This window comes from Cellulosimicrobium sp. Marseille-Q8652 (genome assembly GCF_965112045.1).
Genome location: NZ_CBCOPS010000001.1, coordinates 1,012,314 through 1,028,770 on the forward strand (window position 1 = coordinate 1,012,314; position 16,457 = coordinate 1,028,770).

Consider the following 16,457-nt stretch of genomic DNA (forward strand, 5'->3'; position numbering starts at 1 on the left):
ATGACCGCACCTCGACGTGTCAGCCTGCTCGCCTCTGTCGTGCGCGCCGACAATCCCGGCCCCATGACGCTCGACGGCACGCGCTCGTACGTCCTGCGCGCGCCCGGTGCCGACGCGTGCGTCGTCGTGGACCCCGGCCCCGACGACTCCGCGCACCTGGGCGCGCTCGCCGCGGCGGGGCCCGTCGCCCTCGTGCTCGTCACGCACCGCCACGCCGACCACACCGCGGGGTCGGCCCGCCTGCACGCCCTCACGGGAGCGCCGGTCCGCGCCGCCGACCCGGCGCACTGCCACGGCGGCCCGCCGCTCGTCGACGGCGAGACGATCGAGGTCGCCGGCGTCCGCCTCGGCGTCCTCGCCACGCCGGGCCACACGGCGGACTCCGTGTGCCTGGTCCTGCCCGACGACGGTCCGGTCGCCACGGGGCCCGACGCACCCGGGCACGACGCGGCCGGGCACGACGCGGCCGGGCACGACGCGCGCGGGGAGGAGACGGCCGAGGCCGGGGAGCCGTCGGTCACGGTGCTCACGGGCGACACGATCCTCGGGCAGGGCACGACCGTGATCGCCGAGCCGGACGGGTCCCTCGGCAGGTACCTCGAGAGCCTGGACCGGATCGAGGCCGCCGTCGGGAACCGGAGGGCGACGGGTCTCCCGGGCCACGGCCCGGTGATCGGCGACCTGGGCGACCGCGTGCGCGCCTACCGCTCGCACCGGCTCGACCGTCTCGCCCAGGTGCGCAGGTCGCTCGTGGCGCTCGGCCTGTCCCCCGGTGACGAGGCCGCCGCCGACGCGGTGACGGGTCAGGTCTACGCGGACGTCGACCCGACGGTGCGCGGCGCGGCGCGGCAGAGCGTCGCGGCGCAGCTCGCGTTCCTCGGCGAGCAGAGCCGGCACGACGGCCCTCCGGACGACGGGCCGCCGGGAGCACGGCAGCGCGACGCCTGAGTGTCCGAGGCTCGCGGCACGATGGATGCATGACGACACCACGGCTCGGCATCGCCTACGTCCCCACCCATGCTCCGGAGACGCTGCGCGCGCTCGCGACCGGCGCGGAGGCCGCGGGTCTCGACGACCTGTGGGTCTGGGAGGACTGCTTCAAGCAGAGCGGGCTCGCGTCGGCGGCGGCGGCACTCGCCTGGACCGGGCGTCTGCGGGTCGGCCTGGGCCTCATGCCCGCGCCGCTGCGCAGCACCGCGATCACGGCGATGGAGGTGGGGAACCTGGGGCGCATGTTCCCCGGTCGGTTCGTCGCGGGCGTCGGGCACGGCGTCCAGGAGTGGATGGGGCAGGCCGGCGTGCGGGTCTCGTCACCGCTGACGCTCCTGCGGGAGCACACCGTCGCGCTGCGGGCGCTGCTCGCGGGCGACGAGGTCACGACGTCGGGCCGGTACGTGACGCTCGACCGCGTGCGCCTCGACTGGCCGCCCACCGAGCCGGTCCCGCTGTGGCTGGGTGGCGTGGGACCGCGGTCGGTCGCCCTCGCGGGCGAGCTCGGCGACGGTCTGATCCTCGCCAACGCGTTCACTCCGGCGGAAGTGCGCGGGACGGTGGACGCCGTGCGGGCGGCGGCGCGCGACGCGGGCCGCACCGAGCCCGACGTGCACGCGACGCTCATCGCCGCGACGGGACCTGCTGCTCAGGAGCGGGTCGACCGGGAGGTCCCCACGTGGGGCAGGGAGGCCGGGATCGGCATCGGCGCGGGCGGCGACGCGCGCGCGATCGCCGACGGGGTGCTCGCCCTCGCGGACGCCGGCGCGACCGCCGTCGCGGTCCAGCCCACCGCCGACGAACCGGACCTCGACGGGTTCGTGCGGTTCCTCGGCGAGGAGGTCCGTCCGCTGGTGGCCGCCGGCTGAGGGCGGCCGGTCTCAGCGCCCGGTCAGGGCCCGCGCCCGCCGCCGCTCGCGCACCCCGTGCGTGACGGCGACCGTCGCGCAGACCAGGGCCACCAGGGCGACGGCGAGGAGGAGCCGCGAGGGGAACGCGGCGTAGAGGTCGGTGACCTCGGCCACCGGGATGCCCCAGTCCGTCGCGATCTCCCGCGCCTCCGCGGCGAGACCACCGACCCGGCCCGGCACCAGCGCGACGGCCCCGAGGACCCAGCCGAGGACCTCCCCGAGCAGTGCGGGCACGGAATAGGCGCTGGTCAGGGAGGGGATCACGCGGGTCACCCTATCGGTTCACCGGTGGACGAACCAGGGCAAAGCTCCGGGCGCCGCGCACGTGCCCGGTCGGGCACGGCTGTCCCCGTCAGCGGCTCAGCGCAGCGGCTTGGCGAAGCACAGCGCGACACCGTTGTCACCGCGGTCGAACGGGGGGTACGGCAGCACGGCGCGGAAGCCCAGGGAGCGATAGAGAGCGATCGCGCCGGGCTGGCGGATGCCGGTCTCCAGGAGGAGCGTCGTCGCGCCGCGCCGACGCGCCTCGTCCTCGAGCGCGGCCGTGAGCGCTCGGGCGACGCCGGCGCCCCGCGCCGCCGGGCGCACGAAGACCTTCTTCACCTCGAGGGCGTCGCCGTGCACCGCGCGCACGGCGGGCGCCACGAGCTGGAGCGACGCGCACCCGACCGGCTCGCCCCGGCGCCGGGCGACGAACGTGGCGACGGACGCGGCGCCCAGGCGCGCGTCCACGGCGTCGAACCCGCCCGCGGCCTCCAGCCCGACGAACAGCTCCGGGTACAGGACCACCGACGACGTCTCGTGCATCTCGCGGCGCAGCGCGGAGGCGTCGGCGTCCTCCCACGCGACCGAGCACACCTCGACCCCGGCGAGCGCACCCTGACCGGCCGCACGCCGGTCGGACGCCTCCCGGTCGAGGTCGAGCGCGAAGCACCGGGACAGCGGGTCGCCGGCGTAGTGGCCGTAGGACTCGATCGGGCGATAGCCGAGGTCGAGGTACAGGTCGATCGACTCCGGCTGCCGCGTGCCGGTCTCGAGCACGAGGCGTCGCAGACCGAGCGCGGCGGCGTGCTCGTGCACCGCACGCACAGCGGTGCGGGCATGCCCGCGGCCCCGGTGCTCGGGCGCGACGAAGAGGCGCTTCACCTCGCCGGTCGACGGCGCGTGGTGGCCGCCGCGGCCGTCCGGCGTCCCGGAGACGTCGCGGAGCGCGACGCACGCCACGGGCTGCGTCCCGTCGCGCACGACGAGCGCCGCGAGGAGCTCCGTGGCGTCGAACGCGCCGCTGTCGGGCTCGCCGTAGCGCTCCGCGAGCTCGGCCTGCTGCCGTGCGAACAGGGCGAGCGCGTCGGCGTCGTCCCCGGGTACGACGACCACGGTGACGCCCGCCGACCCGACGGCCGGCCCGCCGTCGGCCGTGCGAGCGACGACGCTCACGCGTGGACGAGCGCGCTCAGCACCGAGGTGAAGAAGCCGAGCCCGTCCGTGCCCGCGCGCGGGCCGGCTTCCGAGGCCGGGCCGAAGCCGGCCTCCACGGCGTGCTCCGGGTGCGGCATGAGGCCCACCACGTTGCCCGCCGCGTTCGAGATGCCGGCGATGTCGCGGCGCGACCCGTTGGGGTTCCAGCCGTCGTAGCGGAACACCACGCGACCCTCCCCCTCGAGCTCGTCGAGGGTGCGGTCGTCGGCGACGAACTGCCCGTCCTGGTTCTTCAGCGGGATCGTGATGCGCTGGCCGGCGGAGTAGTCGCGGGTCCAGGCCGTCTCGGCGTTCTCGACGACGAGGACCTGCTCCCGGCACAGGAAGTGCAGGTGGTCGTTCTTGATCATCGAGCCCGGCAGCAGGTGCGCCTCGGTGAGCACCTGGAAGCCGTTGCAGATGCCGAGCACCGGCAGCCCGCCCTGCGCCGCGTCGACGAGCGACTCCATGACCGGCGCGAACCGGCTGATGGCACCGGCGCGCAGGTAGTCCCCGTAGGAGAATCCGCCGGGCAGGACGACGGCGTCGACGCCGTGCAGGTCCGCGTCGGCGTGCCACAGCGGGACGGCCTCGCCGCCGGCGAGGCGCACGGCGCGGGCCGCGTCGCGGTCGTCGAGGGTGCCCGGGAACGTGACGACGCCGATCCTGGCCGTCGCGAGCGACGTGGGCGCCCTCATCAGGCGAGGCCCTCGGAGGCGACGGTGCCGGCCGCGTCGGTCACGGCGTCGGCCACGCGGACCACGTCCTCGATGACCGGGTTGGACAGCACCGTCAGGGCGGCCTCCTGCGCGGCCGCGAGGACCTCGGGCGTCACGTCGCCCTCGACCTCGAGCTCGAACCGCTTGCCCTGGCGGACGGACGTGAACTGGGTGAAGCCGAGGCGAGGCAGCGCCCCGACGACGGCCTTGCCCTGCGGGTCCAGGATCTCGGGCTTGGGCATGACCTCGACGACGACGCGTCCCACGGGTGCTCCTTGGCGAAGAGTTCGGGAGGGCCGGGGCTCCGGGATCCCGGTCACGGGCGCGTGCTGCACGTGGCGGCACGTCACGGCGTGAGCGAGCGGGAGCCGACGGCGGGATTCCGCGGCCAGTCTACCCGCGCCCCGCTCGCGTCCCGTCCGTCGTCCACAGCCTGCCGCACGGTGTCCCGCTGCCTGACCCAGCGGCCTGCGTCACGACCCGACGGCGCGCGAGGGGCCGACGGGGATGTTGCCGCCGAGCACGTGCTTGCGCCAGGCGCGCTCGACGTTCCTCTCGCGCCAGACCGCGCCGGCGAGGGCGGAGCCGGCCAGGACCACGAGGACGATCCACGGCGAGAACGTCACGGGGCTCTGCCCGAACAGCCAGCCCTGCAGCGCTGGCACGCCGAACCAGATCGCGAGCACGATCGCCATGTTCAACGCCTTCGTGCGCCACGAGAACAACGTGCCGTGGATGTCGTCCGCCACCCACCACCAGTAGCGGGCGGGAAGCCGCGCGTCGAACATGCGGTAGAGCAGCCACCGCCCGAGTGGCGGGTGCTCGCGCCGGCGCAGACCCCACCCCGCTCGCACCAGCCCCCACGCCTCGCGAGCGCCGATCCCCCTCGCCGTGGACGCGTCGTCGGGAGCGGGCGCGAGGTCGAGCAGCACCCCGAGCGCCTCGTCGCCGTGCGCGTCGCGCCACCGGCGCGGGTAGGCCCTGAGCCAGAACCGCGCGGAGCGCGCGTACCGGCCGCCGTCACCCTCGTGACGACGGGGCTCGTCCCCGCCCTGCTGCGCGCCGGGACGGCCTTCCGGCGTCATGCCGGGCCTCCGGCGGGGGCGGCGCCGTCCACACCGGGCAGCCGGGAGAGCGAGCGTCGCGCCTGCTCGGTGAGCTCGGCCAGGCGCACGGTCTCCGCGCGGGCGGCGCGTCGCCCGTCGTCGGTCGCCCTGTAGTAGCGGCGCAGCCGCCCGTCGACGACCTCCTCCCCCACCGCCTCGACGAGACCGGCAGCGACGAGCCGGTCGAGGTTCCCGTAGAGCGTCCCCGCGCCGAGCCGCGTGCGCCCGTCCGAGAGCTCTCGGACGGCCTGGATGACGGCGTACCCGTGACGCCGCTCCGCGACGAGCGCGAGCAGCACGAGGTACGACTGCTCCGTCATGCGGAACCCGCCGTCCGTCACCCTGGCCATGGGCGATATATATCGCACGACGACCTATGGCGCCAAGAGAGTGGCGCCGGCTGACGCCGTCGCACCACCGCCGGGTTCCGGCGGGACACTGTCAGAGGGTGCAGCTACTATCGAACACGTGTTCGAGACGCACGCTCGACCACGCGTGCGAGGGCGGGGTCCTGCCCCTTCTCCGTCCTCGCACGCTCACCATGCCAGCGGACGGAGACCGGTCTTGGCTGCACCACCCCTCCCCCCGAACACCGACCTCGCGCCGACGGGCCGCCCCTCGGTGCGCACGGTCGCCGCCGTCCTCGCACGGGACGTCACGTGCACGTTCCCGGGGTGCGCCGTGCCGGCGTTCCGGTGCGACCTCGACCACGTGGTCGCGCCCCGGCCGGGCGACGACTCCGCGCACGCCGCGGACAACCTCGTCGCGCTGTGCCGGCACCACCACGTGGTGCGGGCACGCGACGGGTGGCGCCCCGCGCTCCTGCACGACGGCACGGTCCGGTGGACGGCGCCGAGCGGGCACACCTACCTGCGCGCCGGAGCGCGGACCGCCTGACCGTCGGGGACGGACGCGAGGGAGGGCCTCAGGCCAGCGGCGAACCTGTGAGCCGCTCGTAGGCCTCGAGGTACCGGTCGCGCGTGCGCGCCACGACGACCGCGGGCAGCGGCGGGGGCGGCGCGTCGGCCGACCGGTCCCAGCCCGACTCCGGCGAGGTCAGCCAGTCGCGCACGTACTGCTTGTCGAAGCTGGGCTGCGCACGGCCGGGGTCCCACTGGTCCGCGGGCCAGAACCGCGACGAGTCGGGCGTCAGGACCTCGTCCCCGAGGACCGTCGCCCCCGTGGTCGGGTCGACCCCGAACTCCAGCTTGGTGTCCGCGAGGATCACGCCGCGCTCGCGCGCGATCTCGTCGGCCCGCGCGTACACCGCGAGCGTGAGGTCGCGCAGGCGCGTCGCGTCCTCGACGCCGACCTGCTCGGCCACGACCTCGAACGAGACGTTCTCGTCGTGCTCCCCCACGGCCGCCTTCGTCGCGGGCGTGAAGATCGGCGCCGGCAGGCGAGAGCCGTCGACCAGGCCGTCCGGCAGCGGCACGCCGCACACGGCCCCGCCCGCGCGGTACTCGACGAGCCCCGAGCCCGTGAGGTAGCCCCGCGCGACGCACTCGACCGGGAACATGTCCAGCCGTCGGCAGATCATCGCCCGGCCCGCGACGACGTCGGGCACGAGCCCGTCACCGGGCTCGGCCGACACCTCGGTCGACACGACGTGGTTCGGCACGAGGTCGGCGAGCTGCTCGAACCACCACAGGCTGAGCTGCGTGAGCACGACGCCCTTGTCCGGGATGCCGGGCGACAGCACGTGGTCGTACGCGCTGACCCGGTCGCTCGCCACGACGAGGACCACGTCGCCGAGGGGGTGCACCCCGCCGACGGCGGGCAGGTCCGGCTCGTAGAGGTCGCGGACCTTGCCCGAGTAGACGTGGCGCCAGCCCGGCAGCTCCAGCGTGGCGGTGTCGAACGCGTCGGCCTCGCCGAGCGAGAGCGGCGGCGTGTGGTCCCGTGGCGTGTGAGTCACGGGCCCTAGTTTCGCACCATGCCTCTCACGCCCTCCGCCGCGTCCGCGCCCACGTCTGCCGAAGACTTCGCCGACGACGAGCAGACCGCCGACTTCCTGGACAGGTTCTCGACGTTCATGGCCGTCGTGAACGAGCGCAGCCAGCGACAGCAGGCCGGATCGGCTCCCTCGGTCATGGACGTGCTTCGCGAGCACCTCGGTGCCGACCCGCGCGGCCTGGCCGTCGTCTCCGAGACCGTCTCCTCGCTGCGCCAGGTCGACGCGGACGTGGCGCTCGAGGTCGTGATCGCCCGGCACGGCGGCGGACGGCTCCTCGGTGTCGGTGGTGGCGAGCAGCGCATGCACATGTCGTTCTCGGAGATCGTCGAGCACTCGGCCCTGTGGCGGCAGTTCCCGGTCGGGGCGGTGGACTACGCGCGCGCGGCGACGGGACCGGACTCCGACCGACGGACAGTCTCCTTCGGTCTCCACCTCTTCACGCACGCGGGCACACCGGTCGCCGTCCTCCAGCGCGCCGCCAGCCCCCGGCACGGGAACGAGGCCGCCCTGGAAGTGATGTGCCCCGGCGAGGACGCGGCGCTGGACCTGCTCGCCGAGCTGCGTGCCGCCATGGTGGAGCACAGCGTGCTGCGTGGCCAGGTCGTCACCTTCACCACGTCCGACTTCGGCCCCACGGCGGGGGGTCTCACGTTCCTGCGGCGCGACCGTGTCCCCGCGTCGGACGTCGTGCTCCCGGAGGGCACGCTCGGCCGTATCGAGCGCCAGGTCGTCGGGGTCGCCCGTCACCGGGAGGCGCTGCGGGCGGCGGGTCAGCACCTCAAGAGGGGTGTCCTGCTGTACGGGCCGCCCGGCACCGGCAAGACGCACACCGTGCGACACCTCGTCGGCGAGAGCCCGGGCACCACGGTGCTGCTGCTCGCCGGAGGAGCGCTGCAGCTCGTGCGCCTCGCCGCCGAGACCGCGCGCGCGATGCAGCCGGCGATCATCGTGCTCGAGGACTGCGACCTCATCGCGGAGGACAGGTCGTTCCACGGCGGGGCCCAGCCGCTGCTCTTCGAGGTGCTCGACGCGATGGACGGCCTGAGGAACGACGCCGACGTCGCGTTCCTGCTCACCACGAACCGCGCCGACCTCCTCGAGCGCGCCCTCGCGCAACGCCCCGGGCGCGTGGACCTCGCCGTCGAGATCCCGCTCCCGGACCAGGACGCGCGACGACGTCTCTTCGAGCTCTACGGAGGAGGGTTGCCGTTCGCGCCCGCGACCCTCGACGCCGCGGCGGCAGGCGCCGACGGCGTCACCGCCTCGTTCGTCAAGGAGGTGATCCGGCGCGCGGTGCTCCGTGCGGCCGAGGCGGGCCGCGGTCCGACGGACGACGACCTGCTGACCGCCGTCCACGAGATGACCGACGACGCGGAGCGCATCACCCGCTCGCTCCTCGGCTCGTCGCCCGACGCCGACCGGCGGCCCGACGTCGACGAGGGGTGACACCCCTCGGGATCGGCCGTGCGCTCAGACCGCGGTCGCGACGCCACCGGCCGCGGCCTTGGCCGCGATGTCGGTGCGGTGGTGCGAGCCGGGCAGCACGATCCGGTCGACCGCGGTGTACGCGCGGCGTCTCGCCTCGGCGAGGTCGGCACCCCGGGCGACCACCGACAGGACGCGCCCGCCCGAGGCGACCAGCCCGCCGTCGTCGTCGCGGGACGTCCCCGCGTGCAGCACGTGGACGCCCTCGACGTCCTCGGCCGCGTCGATCCCCGAGATCGGGTCACCGCCGCGCACCGTACCGGGGTAGCCGTGGGCGGCGACGACCACGGTGACCGACGCGTCGTCGGACCAGGAGAGCCGGGGCTGCTCGCCGAGCCGGCCCTGCGCGGCGGCGAGCAGGAGCGCGGAGAGCGGCGTGAGGAGCCGCGACAGCACCGACTGGGTCTCCGGGTCGCCGAAGCGCGCGTTGAACTCGACGACCCGCGTGCCGCGGCCGGTCAGCGCGAGGCCGACGTAGAGCACGCCGACGAACGGGGTCCCGCGCCGTGCCATCTCGTCGACCGTCGGCTGGGCGACGCGCGCCACGACCTCGTCCACCAGCCCGTCCGGCGCCCACGGCAGCGGGCTGTACGCGCCCATCCCGCCCGTGTTCGGGCCGGCGTCGCCGTCGAACGCGCGCTTGAAGTCCTGGGCCGGCTGCAGCGGGACGACGGTCGCGCCGTCGGACAGGCAGAACAGCGACACCTCCGGACCGTCGAGGTACTCCTCGACGACGACCCGCGGGTCCTCGGGCGACCCGTCCGCCGCGACGCGCGGGGACGCGAAGCACGCTGCCGCGTGCTCGAGCGCGGCCTGGCGGTCCTCGGTGACCACCACGCCCTTGCCGGCGGCGAGCCCGTCGTCCTTGATGACGTACGGGGGGCCGAACGCGTCGACGGCGGCCGCGACCTCGTCGACGTCGCTGCACACGTGCGCGAGCGCCGTCGGGACGGACGCGGCGGCCATGACCTCCTTGGCGAACGCCTTGGAGCCCTCGAGACGGGCCGCCTCCGCGGACGGGCCGAACACCGGGATGCCCGCCGCGCGGACCGCGTCGCCGACGCCCGCGACCAGCGGGGCCTCCGGGCCCACGACGACGAGCTCCGCCCCGAGCCGCGTCGCGAGCGCGGCGACCGCGGCGCCGTCGAGCTGGTCGACGCGGTGCAGCGTCGCGTGGGCGGCGATCCCCGGGTTGCCGGGCGCCGCGTGGATCTCGTGGGGCTCGGTGCCGAGGCGCTCGGCCTCGCGCGCGAGGGCGTGGACGATGGCGTGCTCGCGGGCACCGGTCCCGACGACGAGGATCTTCACGGGCGTCGAGTCTACCGACGCGCCCCGGCCGGACCGTCGGCGTCTCACCGGCACCGGTGCGACGCCGACGGCACGCGGCTCAGTGGATCAGGTCGTGCCGCGGGATGATCGCGTCGCGGCTCGGGCCGACGCCGATCGCCGAGATCCGGGTCCCCGACATCTCCTCGAGCGCGAGCACGTAGCGCTGCGCGTTGACCGGCAGGTCCTCGAACGTGCGGGCGCCGGAGATGTCCTCCCACCAGCCGTCGAGCTCCTCGTAGATCGGCGTCGCGTGGTGGAACGCCGTCTGGTCGAGCGGCATCTCGTCGTGGCGCACGCCGTCGACGTCGTACGCGACGCACACGGGGACCTTCTCGAACCCGGTGAGGATGTCGAGCTTGGTGAGCACCATGTCCGTGATGCCGTTGACGCGCGTCGCGTAGCGCGCGATGACCGAGTCGTACCAGCCGCAGCGCCGGGCACGGCCCGTCGTCACGCCGTACTCGCCGCCCTGCTTGAGCAGGTACTCGCCGTTCGCGTCGAAGAGCTCGGTGGGGAACGGGCCCTCGCCGACGCGGGTCGTGTACGCCTTGATGACGCCGATGACCGACCCGATGCGCGTCGGCCCGACCCCCGAGCCGGTCAGCGCGCCGCCGGCCGTCGCGTTCGACGACGTGACGAACGGGTAGGTGCCGTGGTCGACGTCGAGCATCGTGGCCTGGCCACCCTCGAAGAGGACGTTCTTGCCCTCGTCGAGCGCCTTGTTCAGCACGAGCGACGTGTCGGCGACCATCGGCTTGATGCGCTCGGCGTACTGCAGGAGCTCGGCGAGCGTCTCGTCCACCGTGATCGCCCGGCGGTTGTAGACCTTGACCAGCAGGTGGTTCTTCTGGTCGAGCGAGCCCTCGATCTTCTCCGCGAGGATCTTCTCGTCGAACAGGTCCCACAGACGGATGCCGACGCGGTTGATCTTGTCCGCGTACGCGGGGCCGATGCCGCGGCCGGTCGTGCCGATGCGACGCTTGCCGAGGAAGCGCTCGCTCACCTTGTCGATCGTGCGGTGGTAGCCCGCGATGACCTGCGCCGACCCGGAGACGAGCAGCTTCGAGACGTCCACGCCGCGCGCGATGAGGTCGTCCAGCTCCTGGAAGAGGACCTCGATGTCCACGACGACGCCGTTCGCGATGACGGGCGTGACGCCGGGCGACAGGATGCCCGACGGGAGCAGGTGCAGCGCGTACTTCTCGTCGCCGATGACGACGGTGTGGCCGGCGTTGTTCCCGCCGTTGAACTTCACCACGTAGTCGACGCGCGACCCGAGGAGGTCGGTCGCCTTGCCCTTGCCTTCGTCGCCCCACTGGGCACCGACGAGCACCACGCCTGGCATGGATTCCCCACTTTCGACTGCCTGTTCCTCGGGCCGGTCATGTCGTGCGCGCGTCGATCGCGCGACAGGTGCCGGTCGTGCCCGACGGCGCGGCTCCCGCGGGGCCCGAGGCGTCCCCCGGGCGGCAGTCACCCGGGGACCGCGACGAGTTTACCGGTCGTTGACCTTCGGGGTCGCAGGACGTCCACGGCGCGCCGCCCGCGGGAGCCGCGCGACCCGGGGAGCGGCACAATGAGCCCATGAGCGACTCCCACCAGAACCTCCTCGACGGACCGGCGCCGGTCCGCCTCCCCGACGACTTCGCCGCCGTGCGCGAGGGCCTCGACGCCGGGGGCGACCCGTACGAGATCGCGGCGCGTGAGCCCGCGTCGTCGCTCGCCTGGGCCTACCTCGCCGAGGACTACCTCCACGAGAACGGCTCCAAGGGCGCCGTGACCGCGTACGCGTTCGCGCGCACGGGCTACCACCGCGGCCTCGACGCGCTGCGACGCGCGGGCTGGCGCGGCCAGGGCCCGATCCCGGCGGACCACGTGCCCAACCAGGGCTTCCTGCGCGCGCTGCTCGCGCTCGCCGAGTGCGCCGCGTACATCGGCGAGGTCGACGAGGCGGAGCGCTGCGAGCAGTTCCTGCGCGCGTCCGGCACCTCCGCCGACGAGGTGCGCGCCCTGCGCTGAGCGGGCGAGCTCGGGCTCGACGGTCGACGCGGCCGCGGGCCGCGGGGTGCAGGTGCTCCGGGCCGCGTCTACAGTCGACAGCATGATCGAGATCGCCACCTCCCCCGCGACGACGACGCTCGTCATCACCGGGGACCTCGATCTCGCCGAGCGTGACCAGTTCCCGGAGATCGCCGCGCGCGTCGTCGGGCTCCGGCGGCAGCTGCTCGTCATCGACATGTGCCGCGTGACGTTCATGGACTCCACCGGCGCGGCGTTCCTCATCTCGCTCGCCGACTCCGGCCGCAAGCGTGGCGGGGCGACGGTCCTGCGGGGCTGCGACGACCGCGACCTCTTCGTCCTGGAGGTCTGCGGCGCGCTCGAGCTGTTCCGCATCGACGCCGACCACCGCTGCGAGCCCGCCACGCCGCCGTCCGGGTTCGCCAAGGTCGAGCCGCAGGCCTAGCCCCTGCGCGTCCCGGAGAGAGGCGCCGTCGCTCGTGGCGACGCGTCCGCCTCCTGCCGGTCAGGCCTGACGCGATCCCGACGGGGGCCGCAGCGTCGCCCAGACGAGCTTGCCGTCGGCCGTCGGCCGCCAGCCCCAGTCCGCGAGCCGCTCGACGATCTGCATGCCGAACCCGCCCATGCGGTTGGCGTGCCCGTCCGTCGGGACGGGCGGCGCGGGGTTCGAGTCCTCGACCTCGACGCGGATGCCGTCGCCCGTGTCGAAGAGCCGCAGCGCGAGGTGCCCCCAGCCGTGGAGGACGCCGTTGGCGACGAGCTCCGACACCACGAGCTCGGCGTTCGCGCTGTCCCGGACGCCCCACGCCTGGCACGTGCGCACGACGGCATGGCGCGCCCGGCCGATCGACGCGGGCTCGCTCGGCAGGAGCCACCGGCGGCTGCGCGGGCTGAGCACGACGGCGGTCGCGTCCCCGACGGGGTCCGGGATCCGCACGACGACGAGGGCGACGTCGTCCTCCGGTGCGTCGGCGAGCCGTGAGAGGAGCTCCTCGCCGACCCCCGCGGCGTCGACGGCGGTGACGGCGGCGGACGCGGCGACGAGCGCGTCGAGGCCGACGCGCAGCGCGCGGTCCCGGCGCTCGATGAGGCCGTCGGTGTAGAAGACGAGCGTGTCCCCCGGCCGCAGCGCTGCCTCGCCCGTCGACCGGCTCCGCCCGCCGAACCCGACGAGCGCACCGCCGGCGTCGTCGAGCTGCGTGACGGTGCCTTCGCGCAGGAGCAGCGGCGGCAGGTGGCCGGCGCGCGAGTACTCGATGCGCCACGCGTCCTCGGGGTCCGTCGCGTCGGGGCGCGTGAGCGCCGCGTAGACGAGGCTCGCGGAGCGGGGTATGCGCATGCCCTGGACGAGCTGGTCGACCCGCTCGAGGACGGGGCCCGGGGTGGTGAGCTCGTAGGCGTAGGACCGCACGACGGACCGCAGCTGGCCCATCGCGGCCGCGGCCTCGACGTCGTGCCCCACGACGTCGCCGATGACGAGCCCCACGACGTCCGGGGTGATCTGCAGGACGTCGTACCAGTCGCCCCCCACCTGGGCGTGCTCGGAGTTCGGCGCGTAGTACGTCCAGACGTCGAGACCCGTGATGTCCGCCTGCTCGGGCAGCATGGCGCGCTGCAGCGTCTCCGCGAGTCGGTGCTCCCGCGCGTAGAGCCGGACGTTGTCGATCGCGGTGCCGGCCCGGCGGGCGATGACCTGGAGCAGCGTGCGGACGCTCTCACGGCCCTCCGCGTCGACGCCGCGGGGGCCGGAGGTGTCCTCGTCCCCGCACGACACGAGCAGACCCAGGATGCGCCGGCGGCCCGGGACGGCCGTGACCGTCACCGCACGGGGACCCCGGGAGACGCGCGAGAGACGGTGCTCGAGGTCGCGCCGGAGCCATCCCGAGGCGGACCACTGGGGGAACTCCGCGGTCAGGTCGAGCTCGACCGGCCCCTCGATCCGGCCGTCCAGCAGGTCCTGCACGCGGTCGGGGACGTCGACGAGACGCGGCCGCGGCGACGACTCGTCGGTCACGGCGGCGTCGCCGAGCGCGTCGGTCTCGGGCATGCCCGGGCGCCCCAGCGCCCCGACCCCCGGCGTGTAGCGACCGTGCCGCTGCCCGCGTCCGCTGGGCGGGGCCGCCGTGTCGACGCCGTCCGCGAAGCGCAGCCCGTCGTCGTTGAGGTAGAAGCCGGCCCAGTCCACGACGTACCCCGCGAGGAGGCTCGTGATGTCGCGCAGCGCGTACGGCTGGTCCAGGTCGGCGAGCAGGTCCGAGCTGCGCGCGACGACGTCGAGCACCGCCCGCTCCCGCCGCTCGAGGGCGAGCGACGCGACCTGGGCCGCGTACCGCTCGAGGTGGGCCGACACGTCGACCTGGACGCCGACCCAGTGGGTCACCTCGCCCTCGGGGCCGAGGATCGGCGAGAGCGTGAGCTGGGCCCACACCGGCTGGCCGTCGCGACGGCGCGCACGCACGGTGTGCGTGATCTCACGTCCGGCGATGATCGCGGCCCGCAGCTCGTCCACCTCGACCGGCTCGACGAGCAGCGCCTCGAGCGCGCGCGGGCTGCGACCGACGACGTCCTGCGCGGCGAACCCCGTGTCGCGCTCGAACGCCCGGTTGACCCAGACGAGAGGCATGCCCGCAGACCGCGGGCCTGTCACGAACATCGCGACACCCGCGCTGTCCATCGCGCGCGTGCACAGCTCGAGGACGTGCGCGGGCAGGTCGGTGCCGAGTCCCGGCGGTCCGCCCATCCTCACCTCCGACGGTCTGCTCTGCGTGGGAGCCCTCGTCAGCCACCGTCGCGCGGATTCGCCTGACGGTCGCATCTGGCTGCACACGCTCCGGTCGCGTTACTGTCCCGACTGGACATTCAACCGTAGATTGGTGCTTCCCGAGACCGGAACGGTCCTGGAGCCGCTGAAAGGAGCGCCGTGCGCGAAGGTACCTCCTCGTCCGCCGACCGGCCGGTCGGCGTCGCCGGTGACCCTGCACGGTCGGGCGACCCGGCGAGCGTGCACGTCATCGTGGGCACCACGCGTGCCCGCATCGTCCTGTCGGGAGAGATCGACGCCGACCTCGGCGCGGACCTCCAGGAGGCGACCGCCGCCGCCGAGGACTCGGGCCTGCCCGTCGAGATCGACGCGCACCACGTGACCTTCATGGACTCGTCCGGCGTCGCGTTCCTCGCCCGTCTGGCGTCCCGCGGACCGCACCGCGTCCGGGTCCTGCGTGCGCCGCCGACCGTGCGGTTCCTCCTCGAGGTGACACGCATCGGCGAGCTGCTCGACATCGTCGACACGGACCCGGGCTTCGACCTCGAGGAGCCCTCGGCCGAGAGGCCGGACGCCCCCGGCTCGTGACAGGTCGCCGACAGGCTGCCGACGACGAAGGCCCCCGGTCCACGGACCGGGGGCCTTCGTCGTGCCGCTCGGCCCCGACGCGGGGCGTCGGGGCGGCAGCGTGCCTCAGCGGAGCTTCTGGCCCGCCGAGCGGAGCTGCTGGGACGCCTCGACGATGCGGGCGGCCATGCCGGCCTCGGCCAGCTTGCCCCACGCGCGCGGGTCGTAGGCCTTCTTGTTGCCCACCTCGCCGTCGATCTTCAGGACGCCGTCGTAGTTGGTGAACATGTGGCCGACGACGGGGCGCGTGAACGCGTACTGCGTGTCGGTGTCGATGTTCATCTTGATGACGCCGTGGTCGACCGCCTCGGAGATCTCCTCGGCCGTGGAGCCCGAGCCGCCGTGGAACACGAGGTCGAACGGGTTCTCCTTGCCGATCTCGGCGCCGACCGTCTTCTGGATCTCGGCGAGGATCGACGGGCGCAGCTTGACGGCACCCGGCTTGTAGACGCCGTGGACGTTGCCGAACGTGAGGGCCGTGAGGTAGCGGCCCTTCTCGCCGGCGCCGAGCGCGCGGACCGTCGCGAGGCCGTCCTCGGCCGTCGTGTAGAGCTTCTCGTTGATCTCGGCCTCGTGGCCGTCCTCCTCGCCACCGACGACGCCGACCTCGATCTCGAGGATCGTGCGGGCCGCCTGCGAGAGCTCGAGGAGCTCCGCGGCGATGACGAGGTTCTCGTCCAGCGGGATGTCCGAGCCGTCGAACATGTGGGACTGGAAGGTCGGCAGACCGCCGTTCCTCACCTGCTCCGCCTCGATCTGCAGGAGCGGGCGGACCCAGGAGTCGAGGTTCTTCTTGACGCAGTGGTCCGTGTGGATGGCGATCTGCACGGGGTAGCTCTTCGCGACCTCGGCCGCGTACGCCGCGAGGGCGAGCGAGCCGGAGATGCGGTCCTTGACCGTCGAGCCCGACGCGTACTCGGCGCCGCCCACCGAGACCTGGATGATGCCGTCGGACTCCGCCTCGGCGAAGCCCTGGAGCGCGGCGGTGACGGTCTGCGACGACGTGATGTTGACGGCCGGGTAGGCGAACTTGCCTGCCTTCGCCCGGTCGATCATGTCGGCGTAGACCTCGGGGGTTGCGATGGGCATGCGGAG

At 74.3% G+C, this 16,457-nt stretch carries 18 protein-coding genes; 7 read left to right on the plus strand and 11 right to left on the minus strand.

What is annotated here, in order from left to right; genetic code table 11:
* Both ACWPWV_RS04445 and ACWPWV_RS04450 read left to right on the plus strand, forming a co-directional pair.
* Window positions 1-948, plus strand: a complete 948-nt coding sequence (locus ACWPWV_RS04445) for an MBL fold metallo-hydrolase (RefSeq protein ID WP_454041745.1) — start codon at window positions 1-3, stop codon at window positions 946-948.
* A 29-nt stretch (window positions 949-977) separates the two neighbouring features.
* Entirely contained in the window at window positions 978-1,859 is an 882-nt protein-coding gene (locus tag ACWPWV_RS04450) for an LLM class flavin-dependent oxidoreductase (protein WP_454041746.1), read from the plus strand.
* Window positions 1,860-1,871: 12 nt separating this feature from the next.
* Here the strand turns inward: ACWPWV_RS04450 and ACWPWV_RS04455 are convergent, their stop codons facing one another.
* The 6 genes from ACWPWV_RS04455 to ACWPWV_RS04480 form a co-directional block, all read right to left on the minus strand.
* Window positions 1,872-2,165: a hypothetical protein gene (locus ACWPWV_RS04455; protein WP_454041747.1), complete on the minus strand. Its 294-nt coding sequence runs from the start codon at window positions 2,163-2,165 to the stop codon at window positions 1,872-1,874.
* Between the two features lie 96 nt (window positions 2,166-2,261).
* Window positions 2,262-3,338: a GNAT family N-acetyltransferase gene (locus tag ACWPWV_RS04460; protein ID WP_454041748.1), complete on the minus strand. Its 1,077-nt coding sequence runs from the start codon at window positions 3,336-3,338 to the stop codon at window positions 2,262-2,264.
* On the minus strand, window positions 3,335-4,057 hold the full coding sequence (gene purQ / locus ACWPWV_RS04465) for a phosphoribosylformylglycinamidine synthase subunit PurQ (protein WP_454041749.1): 723 nt from the start codon (window positions 4,055-4,057) through the stop codon (window positions 3,335-3,337). Before purQ ends, ACWPWV_RS04460 begins: the two co-directional genes overlap by 4 nt.
* On the minus strand, window positions 4,057-4,344 hold the full coding sequence (gene purS, locus ACWPWV_RS04470) for a phosphoribosylformylglycinamidine synthase subunit PurS (RefSeq protein WP_454041750.1): 288 nt from the start codon (window positions 4,342-4,344) through the stop codon (window positions 4,057-4,059). Before purS ends, purQ begins: the two co-directional genes overlap by 1 nt.
* Before the next feature lie 207 nt (window positions 4,345-4,551).
* A complete protein-coding gene (locus ACWPWV_RS04475; protein ID WP_454041751.1) occupies window positions 4,552-5,163 on the minus strand; it encodes a hypothetical protein in 612 nt (203 codons plus the stop codon).
* Window positions 5,160-5,534: a PadR family transcriptional regulator gene (locus tag ACWPWV_RS04480; protein ID WP_454041752.1), complete on the minus strand. Its 375-nt coding sequence runs from the start codon at window positions 5,532-5,534 to the stop codon at window positions 5,160-5,162. Before ACWPWV_RS04480 ends, ACWPWV_RS04475 begins: the two co-directional genes overlap by 4 nt.
* A 214-nt stretch (window positions 5,535-5,748) precedes the next feature.
* On the opposite strand from ACWPWV_RS04480, the gene ACWPWV_RS04485 reads away from it, so the two are divergent.
* Window positions 5,749-6,081 carry an HNH endonuclease signature motif containing protein gene (locus ACWPWV_RS04485; protein ID WP_454041753.1) on the plus strand — a complete coding sequence of 111 codons (333 nt, stop codon included), beginning with the start codon at window positions 5,749-5,751 and terminating at the stop codon, window positions 6,079-6,081.
* 28 nt (window positions 6,082-6,109) lie between these two features.
* Here ACWPWV_RS04485 and ACWPWV_RS04490 read toward each other — a convergent pair whose 3' ends face one another.
* Window positions 6,110-7,030, minus strand: a complete 921-nt coding sequence (locus ACWPWV_RS04490; protein ID WP_454042809.1) for a phosphoribosylaminoimidazolesuccinocarboxamide synthase — start codon at window positions 7,028-7,030, stop codon at window positions 6,110-6,112.
* 90 nt (window positions 7,031-7,120) lie between these two features.
* Here ACWPWV_RS04490 and ACWPWV_RS04495 point away from each other — a divergent pair, with 90 nt between their 5' ends.
* The gene (locus ACWPWV_RS04495) at window positions 7,121-8,587 is read left to right on the plus strand and encodes an AAA family ATPase (protein ID WP_454041754.1); all 1,467 of its coding nucleotides are present in this window, start codon (window positions 7,121-7,123) and stop codon (window positions 8,585-8,587) included.
* 24 nt (window positions 8,588-8,611) lie between these two features.
* Here the strand turns inward: ACWPWV_RS04495 and purD are convergent, their stop codons facing one another.
* Together purD and ACWPWV_RS04505 are read right to left on the minus strand one after the other, a co-directional pair.
* Entirely contained in the window at window positions 8,612-9,934 is a 1,323-nt protein-coding gene (gene purD / locus ACWPWV_RS04500) for a phosphoribosylamine--glycine ligase (protein ID WP_454041755.1), read from the minus strand.
* Window positions 9,935-10,013: 79 nt separating this feature from the next.
* The gene (locus tag ACWPWV_RS04505; protein ID WP_454041756.1) at window positions 10,014-11,300 is read right to left on the minus strand and encodes an adenylosuccinate synthase; all 1,287 of its coding nucleotides are present in this window, start codon (window positions 11,298-11,300) and stop codon (window positions 10,014-10,016) included.
* Window positions 11,301-11,539: 239 nt separating this feature from the next.
* On the opposite strand from ACWPWV_RS04505, the gene ACWPWV_RS04510 reads away from it, so the two are divergent.
* On the plus strand, window positions 11,540-11,974 hold the full coding sequence (locus ACWPWV_RS04510) for a DUF3151 domain-containing protein (RefSeq protein ID WP_454041757.1): 435 nt from the start codon (window positions 11,540-11,542) through the stop codon (window positions 11,972-11,974).
* 82 nt (window positions 11,975-12,056) lie between these two features.
* Entirely contained in the window at window positions 12,057-12,419 is a 363-nt protein-coding gene (locus ACWPWV_RS04515; protein WP_251152610.1) for an STAS domain-containing protein, read from the plus strand.
* 60 nt (window positions 12,420-12,479) lie between these two features.
* Here the strand turns inward: ACWPWV_RS04515 and ACWPWV_RS04520 are convergent, their stop codons facing one another.
* Entirely contained in the window at window positions 12,480-14,714 is a 2,235-nt protein-coding gene (locus ACWPWV_RS04520) for a SpoIIE family protein phosphatase (RefSeq protein WP_454041758.1), read from the minus strand.
* A gap of 180 nt (window positions 14,715-14,894) precedes the next feature.
* Between ACWPWV_RS04520 and ACWPWV_RS04525 the strand changes: the two genes are divergently transcribed.
* The gene (locus ACWPWV_RS04525) at window positions 14,895-15,323 is read left to right on the plus strand and encodes an STAS domain-containing protein (protein ID WP_454041759.1); all 429 of its coding nucleotides are present in this window, start codon (window positions 14,895-14,897) and stop codon (window positions 15,321-15,323) included.
* A 105-nt stretch (window positions 15,324-15,428) separates the two neighbouring features.
* On the opposite strand, the gene fbaA is transcribed toward ACWPWV_RS04525, so the two are convergent.
* A complete protein-coding gene (fbaA, locus tag ACWPWV_RS04530; protein ID WP_454041760.1) occupies window positions 15,429-16,451 on the minus strand; it encodes a class II fructose-bisphosphate aldolase in 1,023 nt (340 codons plus the stop codon).
* Window positions 16,452-16,457 lie beyond the last annotated feature (6 nt).

Coding starts and splice junctions, on each gene's coding strand:
- fbaA (WP_454041760.1), bottom strand. CDS start 16,451: ATGCCCATCGCAACCCCCGAGGTCTACGCCGACATGATCGACCGGGCG.
- ACWPWV_RS04520 (WP_454041758.1), bottom strand. CDS start 14,714: ATGGGCGGACCGCCGGGACTCGGCACCGACCTGCCCGCGCACGTCCTC.
- ACWPWV_RS04510 (WP_454041757.1), top strand. CDS start 11,540: ATGAGCGACTCCCACCAGAACCTCCTCGACGGACCGGCGCCGGTCCGC.
- ACWPWV_RS04450 (WP_454041746.1), top strand. CDS start 978: ATGACGACACCACGGCTCGGCATCGCCTACGTCCCCACCCATGCTCCG.
- ACWPWV_RS04480 (WP_454041752.1), bottom strand. CDS start 5,534: ATGGCCAGGGTGACGGACGGCGGGTTCCGCATGACGGAGCAGTCGTAC.
- ACWPWV_RS04475 (WP_454041751.1), bottom strand. CDS start 5,163: ATGACGCCGGAAGGCCGTCCCGGCGCGCAGCAGGGCGGGGACGAGCCC.
- ACWPWV_RS04495 (WP_454041754.1), top strand. CDS start 7,121: ATGCCTCTCACGCCCTCCGCCGCGTCCGCGCCCACGTCTGCCGAAGAC.
- ACWPWV_RS04515 (WP_251152610.1), top strand. CDS start 12,057: ATGATCGAGATCGCCACCTCCCCCGCGACGACGACGCTCGTCATCACC.
- purQ (WP_454041749.1), bottom strand. CDS start 4,057: ATGAGGGCGCCCACGTCGCTCGCGACGGCCAGGATCGGCGTCGTCACG.
- ACWPWV_RS04505 (WP_454041756.1), bottom strand. CDS start 11,300: ATGCCAGGCGTGGTGCTCGTCGGTGCCCAGTGGGGCGACGAAGGCAAG.
- ACWPWV_RS04445 (WP_454041745.1), top strand. CDS start 1: ATGACCGCACCTCGACGTGTCAGCCTGCTCGCCTCTGTCGTGCGCGCC.